This is a genomic window from Desulfuromonas svalbardensis (genome assembly GCF_055389415.1).
Map to the genome: position 1 here is coordinate 3221532 of NZ_AP042416.1, position 15969 is coordinate 3237500.

Sequence of the window (15969 nt, forward strand, 5' to 3'; positions counted from 1 at the left end):
ATTCTCGAAAATCTGAACTCAAACAGTCTATTCCTCGCTACGGCCCGTCAAGTCCGACATGCTGCTAGGAAGCAGAGTGAGTCTATTCTGCATAAAAATGGACGGCTGGATACGAACTGAGAATAAATACGCTCCTTTCCTATCGTAATTCCACGCTGTCATCCATGTTAGTCATCGGGATAATTACACCTACCTGTGAATAGTGACATCTCAAGACTCAGAGAGTATATGGCAAGGGATATACCATCTTGATTGACCGGAACAGTGGGACTGTTTATCCCATAATCATTACAACAACTTGGTTATGAGTATTGGCGCCAGATAACCTTTTGGCTGCCAAGAATGCCTAATTGCAGCACGCAATATAGCTGACCGAATAGGGTCATATGGCGTTTTTTTCGCGACTGGACACCGGTGTAATACATTAAAATTAATTCCTTAAGTGTCTGAAACTGCGTCATTTTTTAAACTACTCTTCCAGACACATCTCTAGCGAATAAACTTTGCACAAATAAGCCTTGATCATGAGACTTGCAAGACGATTTTCCGCCTCTTGAGCGTTGGCTATTTTTGCCATAAAAACACGAAAGGCAGTGCCCCTTGACACCCTGTGCCAACAATGGCACACTGCAAAAAAACATTTGAAGGAGAGCTGTTGATGGGGCCAATTAAGACCGTAAAAGAACGATGCCGTAAGTGTTACGCCTGTGTGCGAAATTGCCCCGTTAAGGCGATTAAAGTTAAGAAACACTATGCAGAGGTGATCCACACACGCTGCATTGGTTGCGGCAAGTGCATTGCGGTGTGTACCCAAAAAGCCAAAGTGATTGAGGACAGTAGCGAGGAAACCCGCCAACTGCTCGCGGCGCCACAAAAAACCATTGCCGTGCTGGGCTGTTCGTTTCCCGCTTTTTTCCACGATATCACCTCTGGTCAGCTGGTTAGCGGCCTCAAACGGCTGGGCTTTAACGAGGTCCACGAAGGCTCTATAGGGGTGGAGATGATCGCCCCCGCCTACAACAATCTCGTTTCACAGCCTTCGGATAAACCGCTGATCACCACCCACTGCCCCACCATTGTTGACCTGATTGAGCGCCACTACCCGCAGATGTTAAAAAACCTAATGCCAACAGTGTCACCAATGGTGGCGATTGGTCGTTATTTGAAGAAAATTCATGGCGATTCGGCGAGGGTGGTCTATATCAGTTCATGCATTGCGGGCAAGTTTGAGATTGCTGCCGAACAGGTTAGCGGAGTCATTGATGCCGTCCTAACCTACAAAGAGCTGAGCCAAATGTTTCACCAGCAGCGCATTGATCTCACCCGTTTAGGAAACACCCCTTTTGACGGACTCAAGCCCACCAAGGGAAGCTTGTTCCCTGTGACAGGTGGGCCATTCCAAGTATTTAATATTCAAGACAGTTTTTTCCAGCCGCGTTTTGTTTCCGCCGAAGGGGAGGAGAACTCTCTGGAGATTATTCGTGACCTTGCTGCGGGACGAATCACTGCCCGCTTGGTGGACATCCGTTTTTGTAACGGTGGCTGCATCGGTGGCCCTGGACGTAATAATCGCCTGACCACGTTTGCTAAGCGCACATTGATCCACAAACATTACGAGAATGACGACATTCAATACAATACCGCCGACTGCTATACAGATGAATTTCCTGAAATTAGTTTTGAACGCACATTTCGCAACAAACACAAGCGCTTAGACCTGCCAAGCGGTGACAGCATTCGAAAGATTCTGCACCACATCAATAAAGATGCCCAAGAGAATGAGCTGGACTGTGGTGCCTGCGGTTACGACACCTGCCGCGAACTCGCGATTGCGGTGCATCAAGGCCTTGCTGACACCGAAATGTGTTTACCCTATGCGCTCAAAAGACATGAAGAGGACCGCGTAATTTTGTCACAAAAATACGAGCTGGCCAAACATGCTTTATCTCACGAGTTTGGCGAACTGGCTATTGTTGGTAAGGATGTCCACACCATCGAGGTTCTCAACCTGATTCGCCAAGTTGGCCCAACACCGACGACGGTTTTAATCCGTGGCGAGAGTGGCACAGGCAAGGAACTTACTGCCCGCGGAATTCACAAAATGAGTCAACGCACCGATAAAACACTGGTAACGCTCAACTGCACCACCCTCACTGACAGCTTGATGGAGAGTGAACTGTTCGGCCATACCAAGGGTTCATTTACGGGCGCTCTGACCGACAAAAAGGGCCTGTTCGAGGCTGCGAATGGCGGCACCATCTTTTTAGACGAAATTGGCGACATCACCCCAAAACTACAGGCAGAGCTACTGCGAGTTCTCGACAGCGGTGAGATTCGCCCTGTCGGTGGCAACAGCACCAAACAGGTTGACGTACGCCTGATTGCAGCCACCAATAAAAACCTTGAGCAAGGTGTTCAAGAGGGCTGGTTTCGCGAGGACCTATTTTACCGCCTCAATGTGTTCTCTATTACCATGCCTCCGCTACGTAGCCGCCTCGATTCGCTAGATGAGCTGGTAGAACAGTTTTTGCGCAGCACCAGCAAAAGGGTGAATAAAAATATCGACACGATAGACAGTCGCGCAATTCAAGCCATGCGCCAATACCGCTGGCCTGGAAACATTCGTGAGTTACAGAACATTATTGAACGTGCGGCAGTTCTGACACAGGATAACTGCATCCACCTTGAAAACCTACCTGTGGTGTTTACCGAACTGATTGGCAAGCATCAAGATGAACCTAATAGCGCTAAAGCGTCGTTCCGCCACACCCTGGAGAAACAGATCACCTTAGTTGAAAAAGGACTACTTAAAAGCTATCTGTGCGATGCGGGTGGCAATGTTTCAGAAGCTGCTCGCGCCGCACAATTACCACGGCGCAGCTTGTACCGCTTACTAGAACGGCACAACCTTAAAGGGGAAAACTTTAAGCCGACCCCCCGCACGGACTGATTCGCTCGCGAGGATGTGCCACTTTTGACACAAGCAAGGTGCTACTGTGCCAAGCCTGACACACGAAAAAGAGAAAACATGAGTAACAACGCAACAGAGAAATAATTATTCTTCCGTCATTAGGACAGTAAATTCAAACAGATAGGGTATTCGATACCTCAAATATCCCATATCACTCAAAGTTGGCACATACAATGCTAACTAGAGATACCACTACACAATGACACGGGAGACAATCATTCTTACCCCCCTTTCAAGAAATTAACTCCCTAATTTATCCGCCGCACAGGACTCTCTCCTCAGTGCGGCGTTTTTTTATCCATTTTCAGTAAGTTTATCCATCTCGGCACCAAACCACCCGACCCAAACACACCCCATCGCCCCCAATCAGACATTGACCTTGCCGCAGGTTTTGCCTTCATGTTACAATTCGTGGGTTTTTCGTGCGGGTCGTAACCGAGTAAACACTGCGCCCAGCAATGAACACTTCACTACAATACAGTTCGTACAATTTGATCTCATATTTACTTTACCAAGGAGGCATAACCAGATGGCGGGACATAGTAAGTGGGCGAACATCAAACACCGTAAAGGTGCTCAGGATGCAAAACGGGGCAAAGTCTTCACCAAAATGATTAAAGAGATCACCGTGGCCGCAAAAATTGGCGGCGGCGACCTTGACATGAACCCTCGTTTACGCACTGCAGTTGACAAGGCTAAGGCCGGCAACATGCCTAAGGACACCATTGAACGCGCGATCAAAAAAGGTACTGGCGATCTTGATGGCGTGAACTATGAAGAGGGAACCATGGAGGGCTACGGTCCCGGTGGCGTTGCGGTATTGGTCGAAATTTTGACTGACAATCGTACCCGTACCGTTGCTGACGTTCGCCATTGCTTCACCAAGCAAAATGGTAGCCTCGGCGTTGACGGCTCGGTAGCATTCCTATTCGACCGTAAAGGGGTTATCTCCTTTGGTAACGAGGTGGACTTTGATACGATTTTTGAAATTGCTCTCGAAAATGGTGCTGAAGATGTGAAGGACGAGGGCGATAGCTACGAAGTGATCACCGAACTAGGCGACTTTATCGCCGTGCGTGATGCGTTGACTGAAAACAAACTAGAGTTCACCAGTGCTGAAATCACTATGCTGCCACAAAATCAAGTTGATCTTGACATCACAAAAGCGGATCAAATGCTTAAATTGATGGAGAAACTCGAAGACAACGACGACGTGCAAAACGTTTACACCAATGCCGATTTCAGTGATGAGGTTATGGCTGAGCTCATGGGTTAACCCCATATAATGCGAATTCTTGGTATTGACCCAGGCAGCCGAACGACTGGTTACGGCCTGATTGATAAGAATGGCAACCGTTTGTTGCACGTTGACAATGGTGCCATACACACCAACAGCAAGGATGAGCTGCCGCAGCGCTTGAAAATTATCCACGCTGGACTGGTTGAGGTGATTGAGCGTTATCAACCTGATGTGGTGGCCATTGAGCAGGTTTTTATGGCTAAGAATGCCCAATCGGCACTTAAGCTGGGCCAAGCGCGTGGTGCAGCGATTGTAGCCTGCGTGAGTGCCGACCTAGATGTTTCTGAATACACAGCGCTACAGGTTAAAAGTGCCGTGGTTGGCTACGGCAAGGCGGCAAAAAACCAAGTTCAACAAATGGTGAAGGCACTGATGAAGCTCCCTGAAATTGCTCAGGAGGATGCATCAGATGCCTTGGCCGTTGCCATCTGCCACGCCAACAGTTTTCACCTTACCAACCGCCTAGAAAAAGCGATCTCAGCCCAAAAGAAACAGGAAAAAAGGATGCAAAAATGATTGCACTGCTCACGGGAAAGATTGCCAGCAAAACAACGGAACAGATCATTGTCGATGTCAATGGCGTTGGTTATCAGGTAGCGGTTCCATTGTCGAGTTTTTATAGCCTCCCTGACGAGGGTGTCGCTACCTTACATATCCACACTCATGTTCGTGAAGATGCGCTGCTATTATTTGGTTTTCTGACTCCAATTGAGAAGGAGATGTTTATTCTGCTGCTCACTATTTCGGGAATCGGGCCAAAGGTGGCACTCAATATTTTATCTCACATGTCGTGTCTCGACCTACGCGATGCGCTCGTTAACGAAGATGCAAAACGTTTGGCGACGTTACCCGGCATTGGCAAAAAAACGGCGGAACGGTTAATCCTTGAATTGCGGGAAAAAATTCGCAAACTGTCAGCGATTGATCCTGCTCAAGCTGATGACAGCCGAAGAAACTCCGCCCCCATCGACATCAATGACGACACCCTCTCGGCTCTGATGAACCTCGGCTACAAAGAGAAACAGGCTTGCGCAGCGATTTCTAAAATTACTATTGGCACTGACGACACAATGGAAACCGTTCTTAAAGCGGCCCTTAAACTTCTTATTCGCTAAACCGAGACGAGATAACGACCATGTCAGAACGCCTTATCACCCCCGAAATCAGCGACGACGATAGCCACTTTGACAACCCCCTGCGACCACGCACCCTTGCAGAATACATTGGTCAACAGAAGGCTAAGGAAAACCTGAGTATCTTTATTCAGGCCGCCCTCAACCGCGGTGAAGCCCTTGACCATGTGCTTTTCTATGGCCCTCCTGGCCTGGGGAAAACCACACTCGCGAACATTATCGCCAACGAAATGGGCGTCAGCATCAAAAGTACATCGGGTCCAGTGATCGAAAAACCGGGCGACCTTGCTGCGATTTTAACGAACCTTGAAGAGGGAGACGTGCTGTTTATTGATGAAATACACCGCCTCTCCCCCGTCGTTGAAGAGATCCTCTATCCAGCGATGGAAGATTTTCAAATTGACATCATGATTGGCCAAGGCCCTTCGGCACGAACAATTAAACTCGACATCCCTCGTTTCACCCTTGTTGGTGCCACCACTCGGGCGGGACTCCTCTCGTCGCCGCTACGTGACCGATTTGGGGTGATCAGTCGACTACAATTTTACAATCATGACCAATTAGCGGTCATTGTTGAACGCAGCTCTAGTATCCTCAATGTGCCGATTAATAGCGATGGTGCCATTGAGATCGCCCGCCGTAGTCGTGGCACTCCGCGCATTGCCAACCGCTTACTCCGCCGTGTGCGCGACTTTGCTCAAATTGAAAATGACGGCACCATTTCACAAACCGTTGCCGACACGGCACTAACGCGCCTTGAGGTGGACCACTGCGGCTTTGACCAGATGGACTGCCTGATGCTACGAACCATTATTGATAAATTTGGTGGTGGTCCCGTTGGTCTCGACACACTTGCGGCGGCCATCGGTGAAGAAAAAGATACCATTGAAGAGGTGATTGAGCCGTTTCTTCTCCAGCAGGGCTATATCAACCGCACCCCTCGTGGGCGCACGGCCACAGATCTGGCATATCAACACTTTCACCGTTCAAAGCCACTGAGTCAAAGCGACATGCTTAACCACAATACCACCAATGAGCAGACACCTTAAATTATGGAAAGTGTAACCCGTAACTGCTTTTTGCAGCAGATCTCCCACTGGGCACAGGACTATATCGCGAAAGGAAGATCGCCCTTTCGCAAGACCGAGATCAGTCCAACAATTATCACCAGTAGCGGAGTGCAATCGCCAGACCTCGTATTGTGGATTAACCAAGACAGTTTTGTTGCTGGCGGGTTTGTTTTATTCCCCGACGATGAGACCTTTGATATGGCAGCGGCACAAGCCTGCTCCCAAGCGCTCGGCATTCGCTATTTTGCCACATGGACAGCTCAAAATATTTCAGTTTGGAGTGTGGCCGATCAGTCCATCCACACTCAAATTCAGCCGCCAAAAAACACAGGCGATGATCGCATTGATCGATTTGAAGACTCTCTTATTCAATTAATGGATGAGTTTCGCACCCTTGCCGTACTTGGTCTGTGCCCGCCAGAACAACTTTCATTCTGGCACTTAACCAATCTGTGTATCGGCGCCCACAATCGAGCGTTACCGTTATTGAGTGAGCACTTTCGCCGCAATCCCGAATTGCATGCGAAACATCTGCCCTCTTTTGAAGTTCAGGCGCAAGAAAAACTTTCCATGTCAATGGCACGGCTATTAACGTTGCTGTATTTCGAGAAAATTCCGTACAATCTACCACCAGAAGATCTCGATCATGCGCTGGGTTATCTATCCAGTGAACTAGCCGAACAATCGCTGAGCGACTTAAAGCCAGTAAAGAACGAACCAACCCTTGATGAAAACAGCGCGGTCCTTTTTCACCATTTGCTACGTCGTCTCGATCAGGTTTCTATTTTCAACAATAGCCACCGAGCAATCCACGTTTTAAACCAGCTACTTCAGTATAGCTCCCTGTGTCTAGATGTGGACAATGACGCCGAAGCCAACGATTACAACATGCTGTTATTTTGCAACACTGTACCCTGCAAGACCGAGCAACTCATTGAGGTAGATCAACCCGCCCGCTTAGCCCTCAAGCACCTGCTGCGAAGATTAATGGACTGCCCAACGGGGCAGAATCACTACACCGAGCTGTTTCAGTTGCAACCGCGGCAACACGCAGACGGTCCGCAACAACTACCGTTAAAAATAAAAGCCTGCTTGTCCAACGTGACAACACCAGCAACACAACAGCGCAACAGTTTCTTAACCCACTTGCGACTGGTGTGGCCAAGCCATACTTTTGAGTTTCGCCGTTCGACACCAACGTGGGTCTATCATTTTTGCTACCTACTAGGGATCATGAAAGCGGGCAATCAACTCAGCATTCAGTTGCCATCTAGCATGCTTTCCAGTCCGTTTAGTGACATCATTGTTGAATTACTTCAAGAGCACTTCACTCTCCATGAAATAAGTCAACTAACCCCTCAAGTTGTCCACCTGTCGCTAAGCAAGGGGTCTGACAACAGCGTTGAAACACGTTTCAACGGTGAGGTACTGCGGAGAATGGCGTGGTCAAAACTGCGTCAACTTGAGCCTGAGCAACTGGCATTAACCCTGTTTCTTCCCGAGGTTCCCTATCGGTTACTACAGCAAAACCTTGTTCGGTTTGACTCTAAACCAACTCAACACAACGAGATCGGCATTGAACAGTTTAAGAACTCTAGCTTAGGCCAATGCTACAACCACCACTTACAGCCTAAAGTTGATCGAGCAAAACGTTCAAAATGGGTCCCACGCATCCCCCTGCCGAGTGATGCAATCCTTACTGCGCTAGAAAATCTTGGCATTGATAACAATTCTGAGCACCTACCACGTATTGATGCAGAACTGGAACGGCTTCTCGATATTGAAATTGCTTCAGTCAATCATTCACCAACTGTGGCAGGAATTCAAGTGTCGCACCGCGAAGCGAAAGAGGATAAAAAAGCGTTAGCGAATAAAATTATTCAATTAATTCAAGTCAGAGGTGTGCCAGAGTTTCCCACTCACTACCTCTATGAGTTCTACCTGCCGGAACTTTCCCATTATTCACGCCACGGTTCGCCATGGGAAATCACCAGTGAATTCATGGGAACCTATCAACTAAGCAATCAGAGAGGCGATACGGAGATCACTGCCACCAACGAATTTACAGCTCATGCGATTGTATTGGCCAGCTACGGCAAGGCGGAGATCAACCTTCCCGATGATAGAACCATCTGCAGCACGATTGTCACACGCTACCTGAACGACCTTGACGATATTCACACCATCATTTGGCGTGAATGTCATGCGGCCCTTCACCAAAGTGATACGGCAAACCGACTGGTTCGAAAACTATGGAAAGAGTTGAGCTTGCCACCGTGGAACATGATTGAAAAATATTTAAAACGATTCAACATCAATGATTAGCACGCGTAGCTGACGTACTTAAATCAAAACAGATCGGCCTTGAAACCTTCGCCCAACATGCTATTATCTAAGCAACCCTTCACCTTTCGAGGAGAATATTATGCTTGAAGTCATTGAAAAAACATTATTAACCGCCCTCGGTGCGGCATCGTTAACTCAAAAAAAAGCCGAAGAACTCACTGCAGAGCTTAAGGAGCGTTTCAATTTAAACGAAGAAGAGGGACAATGCTTGGTCGAGAAACTAAAAAAAAGCATCTCCGAGAGACAAAGTGAACTTGAGAAACAGGCGACTGAAGAAGTTCTAAAAGCTTGTGATCGAGTGGGCTTGGTCTCCAAAGATGAATTTACGACACTAGAAAAACGTATTGCAGCCCTCGAAGCTCAATTAGCACAGCCCTAGAAACCTCTGATGTTGCCGCTCATTAACATCAACCGCAATCTACGCTCACTCAAGCGCTATCGTGAAGTCCTTGGCGTTCTGGTCACGCACGGGTTTGATCAAATTGTTGAGCAACTCAACTTGGACTACTACTTGGAAATTGGCCGTCAACTCGTTAGCCGTAATCCTGAGAAAAAACAACTGGAGCGGCTACCAACTCCTGTGCGCTTGCGCATGGCAATGGAAAAGCTTGGGCCAACATTTATTAAGCTAGGACAAACGCTCTCATCACGACCTGACATCCTCCCCCCCGATTATCTGGCCGAACTGAACAAGCTACAAGATTCAGTTCAGCCCATAAGTCACAGCGAGATCAAGCGGCACATCGAAAAAGAATTGGGTGCTCCCATCGACTCCCTGTTCGCAAAATTTGACACAGAACCTGTTGCCGCGGCCTCGATTGCCCAAGTTCACAAGGGCTGGCTCCATGACGGTACAGCCGTTGCCATTAAAGTGCGCCGACCTGGCATTGAAAAGATTATCGAAACAGATATCGATATCCTTAACGGCTTAGCGTCACTGTTGGAAAAGCATGGCTTTTTTGAAGATATCTGCTCGCCAGTGGAAATCGTTCAGGAATTTAATCGAACCATTTTCCGCGAAATTGATTTCACCAAAGAAGGCCATACCTTTAGCCGGTTCCGTACCAATTTTGAGCACAACAACTCCGTCTATATCCCTCGTATTTTTTGGGATTTCAGCAACGAATCCATTTTAACAATGGAGTTTATCGACGGTATTAAAATCTCTGAAATACAACTCCTGAAGGGTGCGGGCTACGACCTAAAGCAGATTGCTCAAACTGGCGCACAATCGTTTTTAGAGCAAGTGCTTTCCCATGGCTTATTCCACGGTGACCCACATCCAGGCAATATCCTTGTGCTGCCTGAAAACACCATCTGCTTTCTCGACTTGGGCATGATCGGCTATCTGGGTGAAGATTTAAAACTTCAGCTAGCCAATTTACTCTTGGGCCTCTATAAACGAGACATCGACCTACTTATTTCGGTAATGTTATCGTCACGTGAACGATCAAAAGAGATTAACATCGCCGCCTTAAAGCGAGATCTTTCAGAATTTATTGATGACTATTACCAAATCCCTCTTGAGCGAATCAATAGCCTCAAGTTGATCAACGAATTTATCGTGATGATGAAAAAACATCATATTAAATTCCCGACGGACTTAATGCTTTTAGCTAAAGCATTAATCACTATTGAAGGGATCGGACGACAACTTGATCCGAGTTTTAACCTGATCGAACAGATTCAACCCGCGGTTGCGGAACTACTAAAGCAACGCCTCACTAGCTCAAGCATCCAAAAAGAGCTGACACAAACCTTACGTGCTTATAGTGAGGTGGCTAAAACGCTGCCGCGAGATATCAAAGAATTGATGTATCGGATCAATAACAATAATTTTAAGATTGATCTGGAACACCGAGGACTTGATAAATTAATTACCGATCTCGATAAATCGAGCAATAGACTCTCCTTTAGCTTTCTCATTGGATCACTGATTATTGGTTCATCTTTGATCATGCAGAGTGAAAGTGGCCCACAAATTTTCGGAATCCCTGCATTGGGACTTCTCGGATACACCATTGCAGCGGCCCTCGGCCTGTGGCTTGCAATCGGTATTCTGCGCTCAGGACGACTGTAGTGAATTAACCACTTTTGGCACACGAGAAGAGTAGATGTGTCATTTATACCACAACAAATTTGCAACACCCCACCCCTGCCGCTGACACGTCTAAACAAAAAACCACCACAAAACGGCCACCTGCCCCACAAGCAACTACGGCACGGATCATGCAACACTCATCAACAACTAACAAATTACTCGTACACTGATGAGGTAGTCTCTTTATGATTTGCCAATGCACCATTAGCAAACCAACCAAAATTAGCGGTATCGGTCTCCATACTGGTGATAACATTACAATGAAACTCCGCCCTGCTACAGCCGGCACAGGGGTTATTTTTCATCGCACCGATGGGGATCGCACACGATCCATTGAAGCGCTATCTAGCAATGTTATTGACACCAAAATGGCTACAGTCATTGGTAAAGGTGACTTAAGCGTATCAACTGTTGAACATTTCATGGCGGCATTAACAGCCTGCCATATAGATAATCTGCACGTTTATATTGATGGCCCTGAAATTCCAATTATGGACGGCAGTGCTGCTCCCTTTATAAAAGCATTGCAAGAAACAGGAGTCACTCGACTTAATCGTAGCCGTAAAGTTCTTGTTATTAACAAGCCAATTCATCTTGTTGAAGGTGAAAAACGTGTCAGCATTATTCCATCACGTTTTTTCAAAATCAGCTTTGATCTCTCATTCGATCACCCCTGCATCCGTCAGCAACATAAATCGGTTAATTTGACCCCAGAGTCCCTGTGCCAAGAGGTTGCGTCAGCGCGCACATTTGGTTTCATGGAAGAGGTCGAATACTTAAAATCAATCGGCTTAGCGCGTGGCGGTTCACTCGACAATGCAATTGTTATTGGTAAGGATTGCATCATGAACCCCGAGGGTTTACGTTACTCGGATGAGTTTGTTCGCCATAAAATCCTTGACACTATTGGCGATTTCAGCCTACTTGGCTTTTCGATCTTAGGTCATATCAAGTCATACAAAGGTGGCCACGATGTGAACCACAAAATGGTCGAAAAGATTCTCGCTACCCCTGAGAACTGGCGCATTGTTGAATTTTCTGATGCCGACCTGCAAGAAGCCCTTAAGCTTCCTGCTCCGAGTATTCAAACGGATCTTGCTTGGGCAGATTAACAGCTTATGGCAACCATATTATTTAAAAAAAAGGCAGCCTTTGGCTGCCTTTTTTATTGACGTTGCACCTGAATTTAATCCATGCCATGATACCGAGAATCCGTTAACCTTTTACCGTTATTGTGCCTATGCCTGAAACACACAAACAACATCCTGAAACACGTAAGCGTCGGCGGGAATGGGGGCTCACCCTCGTAATTGTTGGCCTAATGTTTGGCTTCCCGTTTTTTGAAGATCAAATCTATAAACAAGCAGAGCAAGTTCAACTATCCAACAACCTACTGGTGTTGGCACTGATCAATATCAACATCCTCCTGATCATCCTCTTCCTTTTTCTAATTATCAGGAATTTGTTTAAACTGATTATTGAACGTAAAAAGAATATCCCTGGTGCGCGCTTACGCTCCAAACTTGTTTTAACCTTTGTCCTACTCTCTCTCATTCCAACCATGTTACTTTTTTTTGCTTCAGCAGCGTTTATTACAAATTCTATCGATAACTGGTTTAGCTCTGAAATTGAGAGTTCACTGACCGAATCGCTGGCTGTTGCGCAGACCTATTACAAGAATTCTGCAGAAAATGCTCTTTACTATGCAGATCAACTTGCAACGCGAATCCAAAACGACAAATTACTTAACGAGAGCGAACTTGACAACTTACGCCAGCTGATATCGGACAAACAAAAAGAATACAATCTCGGTATTGTTGAAGTATTTTCTTCAACCCATGAAGAGCTTGTTCGGGTTTCAAATCCCAATGTTCCGCTAGCTGAATTCACCAATCCAAGCTCTGATGCGATCCATGATGCCTTACAAGGTGAACGCTTTACCCGAATAACGCCAACGGGAAAAGCTGATTTAATCCGTGGTGTTGTGCCAATCATGTCTAATTGGAACCCCAATGACATTGTGGGAGTGGTCGTGGTAAATTACCATGTCCCCTATTCTCTCGTCAGTAAGATGCAGGAGATCTCCTCATCGTACCAACAATACAAAGAGGCGCAACAACTTAAGGGAAAGATCAAACAAGGCTATATTGCAATATTACTTTTGATCGCCCTAATGATCATTTTCCTTGCTACGTGGTTTGGCTTTCGCCTGGCGCGAAGTATTACCGTGCCGCTACAGGAACTGGTAATCGCCACAAAAAAAATTGGCACAGATAATTTAGACGTCATCTTACCCGCTCCGAGTGATGACGAAATCGGTATTCTCATCGACGCATTTGATAAAATGACAGGGGAGCTCCGTCAGGAGAAAATGAGAATCAAGGATGCCCTTGATGACTTGCAGGATTCAAATATTGAACTTGATCAACGACGACGCTATATGGAAATTGTCCTTAAAAATGTAACCGCTGGCGTTATCTCTCTCGATAACGATGGCATTATTACTACAATCAATAAGTCAGCTGAAACAATCCTTAAGATTCGTGCAAATCGTGTGTTAGCTAAAAACTATCAAACGGTTGTCACATCGAAACAATTACAGATCATTAAAGGGTTTCTAGGTGAATTACTGCGTTCAAACAAGGACTCAATCCGTCGTCAAATTTCCTTAAGCATACAAGGACAACAACTCACCTTACTACTCAACATCACTAGTCTTCTTGATGAGAACAATCAGTTTATGGGGACGGTTATCGTCTTCGACGACCTAACGCAGCAATTAAAAACCCAGCGTATGGCTGCATGGCGAGAAGTCGCTCGACGAATCGCTCATGAAATTAAAAACCCGCTGACACCAGTACAACTTTCAGCACAGCGTCTTAGACGCCGTTATTTAGATCGGTTTTCCAAAGAAGATGATGTGTTTGACGAATGCACTCGCATGATCATTACCCAAGTAGATGATCTCAAGAACCTCGTAAATGAATTTTCAAATTTTGCCCGTATGCCAGCGAGTAATCCAACCCCTCAAGACCTAAATCATATCATTGCAGAGACACTTGTTCTTTTTCAAGAGGGACATAAAAACATTAATTTTGACTTTGACCCAGCAGAGGATTTACACCAACTTGAATTAGATCAGGAACAGATTAAACGAGTAATCATCAATCTTCTCGACAATGCTATTCATGCGGTCGAAGATACGGTGACACCGCACGAAATTAAGCTGAAGACAAAAATGGTTTCACCATTACAAATGATAACCTTAACAATCAGTGACAACGGCTGTGGCATTCCCGATGTCGATAAGCCACGGTTATTTGAGCCCTATTTCTCAACAAAAAAAACGGGAACAGGGCTAGGATTGGCTATTGTTGCCACAATTATATCTGACCATAATGGCTATATTCGTGTCAAAGATCATCACCCACAAGGCACTGAAATCATCATTGAGTTGCCAATCAGAACCATTGAAAAAGTATAATACGGAGAAACCATGAAACAGATTCTGATTGTAGATGACGAAAAAAGCATTAGAGAGAGTATTACTGGCATCCTGCAAGATGAAGGATTCCAAACACGTCTGGCAAAAGACGGCCAAGAAGCGATAGACGCGGTGAAAGATGAAAAACCTGATCTCATCTTACTCGACATCTGGATGCCCGGAATGGACGGCATTGACACACTCAAGGAGCTGCGCAGCCTCTACAGCGACCTTCAAATCATTATGATGAGTGGACATGCCACGATTGAAACTGCGGTCATAGCAACGAAGCTCGGCGCTTATGACTTTATTGAGAAGCCACTGTCACTTGAGAAACTACTTGTCTGCATCCATAACGGATTAAAAGTAAATCAGTTAGTTGAAGAGAATAAAACGCTCAAAGCGAAAATTTCACGTGATTACAATATCATTGGCTCTAGCCCGGTCATTCAAGAACTAAAACAACAAATCTCAATAGCGGCACCAACATCGGGATGGGTTCTTATTACTGGTGAGAATGGGACGGGTAAGGAACTGGTTGCACACTCAATTCACAAACTATCAAAACGACACGACAAACCCTTTATTGAAGTCAATTGTGCTGCGATACCAGAAGACCTCATCGAATCTGAACTTTTTGGCCATGAAAAAGGATCATTCACCGGTGCAACAAGTAAGCGTAAAGGTAAGTTCGACCTCGCTCACGAGGGAACCCTGTTTCTCGATGAAATAGGTGACATGAGCCTAAAGACACAAGCTAAAGTGTTACGCATACTTCAGGAACATAAATTTGAACGAATTGGTGGACACAAAACAATTGAGGTTGATGTTCGTGTCATTGCAGCAACAAATAAAAATTTAGAGGACGAAATCAAATCTGGTAACTTTAGGCAGGATCTCTTTTATCGGCTTAACGTCTTACCATTTCAAGTTCCCGCACTGCGTGAAAGAACACAAGACATCCCCATTTTAGCAAAACATTTCATCAAATCTTATTGTGAAAAAGAGAGCACAGAGATCAAAAACATCACTGACAATGCTCTTGAAATTATGACAAACTATCAATGGCCAGGAAACGTTCGAGAACTAAAAAATTTATTAGAACGACTTGTGATTATGACACCTGGTCAACTCATCAATGAGAAAACACTGCCAACTGAGATCAAAAACTTTCAGAATAAAGATCCCTTACCCTTTGCGGCAGTCAACACCAACAATTATAAAGAAGCCAAGGATATGTTTGAATGTGAGTTTATTCGCTCTAAACTTGCCGAAAATGATTGGAATGTTACCAAGACAGCGGAATCAATCTCAATAGAACGATCAAATTTACATCGCAAGATTAAGGCATATGGTATCGATATCGACAAGTAACAATATTTTTTAGAACAAAAAAAGGGACCCACATATGTGAGTCCCTTTTTTATATAAAAATTCGGCGGCGACCTACTTTCCCACACAGTCTCCCATGCAGTATCATTGGCGCAACAGAGCTTAACTTCTGTGTTCGGGATGGGAACAGGTGTAGCCTCTGCGCTATAGCCACCGAAAAGTGGTTAACTAT

At 45.8% G+C, this 15969-nt stretch carries 11 protein-coding genes and 1 rRNA gene; 11 read left to right on the top strand and 1 reads right to left on the bottom strand.

Annotation, left to right across the window (positions count from 1 at the left end; translation table 11 throughout):
- Window positions 1–658: 658 nt before the first annotated feature.
- From ACZ5KY_RS14390 to ACZ5KY_RS14440, 11 genes are all read left to right on the top strand, one after another.
- A complete protein-coding gene (locus ACZ5KY_RS14390; RefSeq protein WP_464244589.1) occupies window positions 659–2950 on the top strand; it encodes a sigma 54-interacting transcriptional regulator in 2292 nt (763 codons plus the stop codon).
- A gap of 550 nt (window positions 2951–3500) precedes the next feature.
- The gene (locus ACZ5KY_RS14395) at window positions 3501–4247 is read left to right on the top strand and encodes a YebC/PmpR family DNA-binding transcriptional regulator (RefSeq protein ID WP_464244590.1); all 747 of its coding nucleotides are present in this window, start codon (window positions 3501–3503) and stop codon (window positions 4245–4247) included.
- Window positions 4248–4256: 9 nt separating this feature from the next.
- Window positions 4257–4787 (top strand): crossover junction endodeoxyribonuclease RuvC, encoded by a 531-nt coding sequence (gene ruvC, locus ACZ5KY_RS14400; protein WP_464244591.1) that lies wholly within the window; start codon window positions 4257–4259, stop codon window positions 4785–4787.
- On the top strand, window positions 4784–5386 hold the full coding sequence (ruvA, locus tag ACZ5KY_RS14405) for a Holliday junction branch migration protein RuvA (RefSeq protein WP_464244592.1): 603 nt from the start codon (window positions 4784–4786) through the stop codon (window positions 5384–5386). Before ruvC ends, ruvA begins: the two co-directional genes overlap by 4 nt.
- Window positions 5387–5406: 20 nt before the next feature.
- The gene (gene ruvB, locus ACZ5KY_RS14410) at window positions 5407–6453 is read left to right on the top strand and encodes a Holliday junction branch migration DNA helicase RuvB (protein WP_464244593.1); all 1047 of its coding nucleotides are present in this window, start codon (window positions 5407–5409) and stop codon (window positions 6451–6453) included.
- A gap of 3 nt (window positions 6454–6456) precedes the next feature.
- On the top strand, window positions 6457–8799 hold the full coding sequence (locus tag ACZ5KY_RS14415; protein ID WP_464244594.1) for a hypothetical protein: 2343 nt from the start codon (window positions 6457–6459) through the stop codon (window positions 8797–8799).
- 100 nt (window positions 8800–8899) lie between these two features.
- The gene (locus ACZ5KY_RS14420; protein WP_464244595.1) at window positions 8900–9199 is read left to right on the top strand and encodes a phasin family protein; all 300 of its coding nucleotides are present in this window, start codon (window positions 8900–8902) and stop codon (window positions 9197–9199) included.
- Window positions 9200–9208: 9 nt separating this feature from the next.
- The gene (locus ACZ5KY_RS14425) at window positions 9209–10900 is read left to right on the top strand and encodes an ABC1 kinase family protein (protein ID WP_464244596.1); all 1692 of its coding nucleotides are present in this window, start codon (window positions 9209–9211) and stop codon (window positions 10898–10900) included.
- 206 nt (window positions 10901–11106) lie between these two features.
- On the top strand, window positions 11107–12033 hold the full coding sequence (gene lpxC / locus ACZ5KY_RS14430) for a UDP-3-O-acyl-N-acetylglucosamine deacetylase (RefSeq protein WP_464244597.1): 927 nt from the start codon (window positions 11107–11109) through the stop codon (window positions 12031–12033).
- A gap of 128 nt (window positions 12034–12161) precedes the next feature.
- A complete protein-coding gene (locus ACZ5KY_RS14435) occupies window positions 12162–14405 on the top strand; it encodes a sensor histidine kinase (RefSeq protein ID WP_464244598.1) in 2244 nt (747 codons plus the stop codon).
- Window positions 14406–14417: 12 nt separating this feature from the next.
- Window positions 14418–15779, top strand: coding sequence for a sigma-54-dependent transcriptional regulator (locus ACZ5KY_RS14440; RefSeq protein ID WP_464244599.1), 1362 nt, complete (start codon window positions 14418–14420; stop codon window positions 15777–15779).
- 59 nt (window positions 15780–15838) lie between these two features.
- Here ACZ5KY_RS14440 and rrf read toward each other — a convergent pair.
- Window positions 15839–15955 (bottom strand): 5S ribosomal RNA (rrf, locus tag ACZ5KY_RS14445).
- Window positions 15956–15969 lie beyond the last annotated feature (14 nt).

Coding starts and splice junctions, on each gene's coding strand:
- ACZ5KY_RS14390 (WP_464244589.1), top strand. CDS start 659: ATGGGGCCAATTAAGACCGTAAAAGAACGATGCCGTAAGTGTTACGCC.
- ACZ5KY_RS14395 (WP_464244590.1), top strand. CDS start 3,501: ATGGCGGGACATAGTAAGTGGGCGAACATCAAACACCGTAAAGGTGCT.
- ruvC (WP_464244591.1), top strand. CDS start 4,257: ATGCGAATTCTTGGTATTGACCCAGGCAGCCGAACGACTGGTTACGGC.
- ruvA (WP_464244592.1), top strand. CDS start 4,784: ATGATTGCACTGCTCACGGGAAAGATTGCCAGCAAAACAACGGAACAG.
- ruvB (WP_464244593.1), top strand. CDS start 5,407: ATGTCAGAACGCCTTATCACCCCCGAAATCAGCGACGACGATAGCCAC.
- ACZ5KY_RS14415 (WP_464244594.1), top strand. CDS start 6,457: ATGGAAAGTGTAACCCGTAACTGCTTTTTGCAGCAGATCTCCCACTGG.
- ACZ5KY_RS14420 (WP_464244595.1), top strand. CDS start 8,900: ATGCTTGAAGTCATTGAAAAAACATTATTAACCGCCCTCGGTGCGGCA.
- ACZ5KY_RS14425 (WP_464244596.1), top strand. CDS start 9,209: ATGTTGCCGCTCATTAACATCAACCGCAATCTACGCTCACTCAAGCGC.
- lpxC (WP_464244597.1), top strand. CDS start 11,107: ATGATTTGCCAATGCACCATTAGCAAACCAACCAAAATTAGCGGTATC.
- ACZ5KY_RS14435 (WP_464244598.1), top strand. CDS start 12,162: ATGCCTGAAACACACAAACAACATCCTGAAACACGTAAGCGTCGGCGG.
- ACZ5KY_RS14440 (WP_464244599.1), top strand. CDS start 14,418: ATGAAACAGATTCTGATTGTAGATGACGAAAAAAGCATTAGAGAGAGT.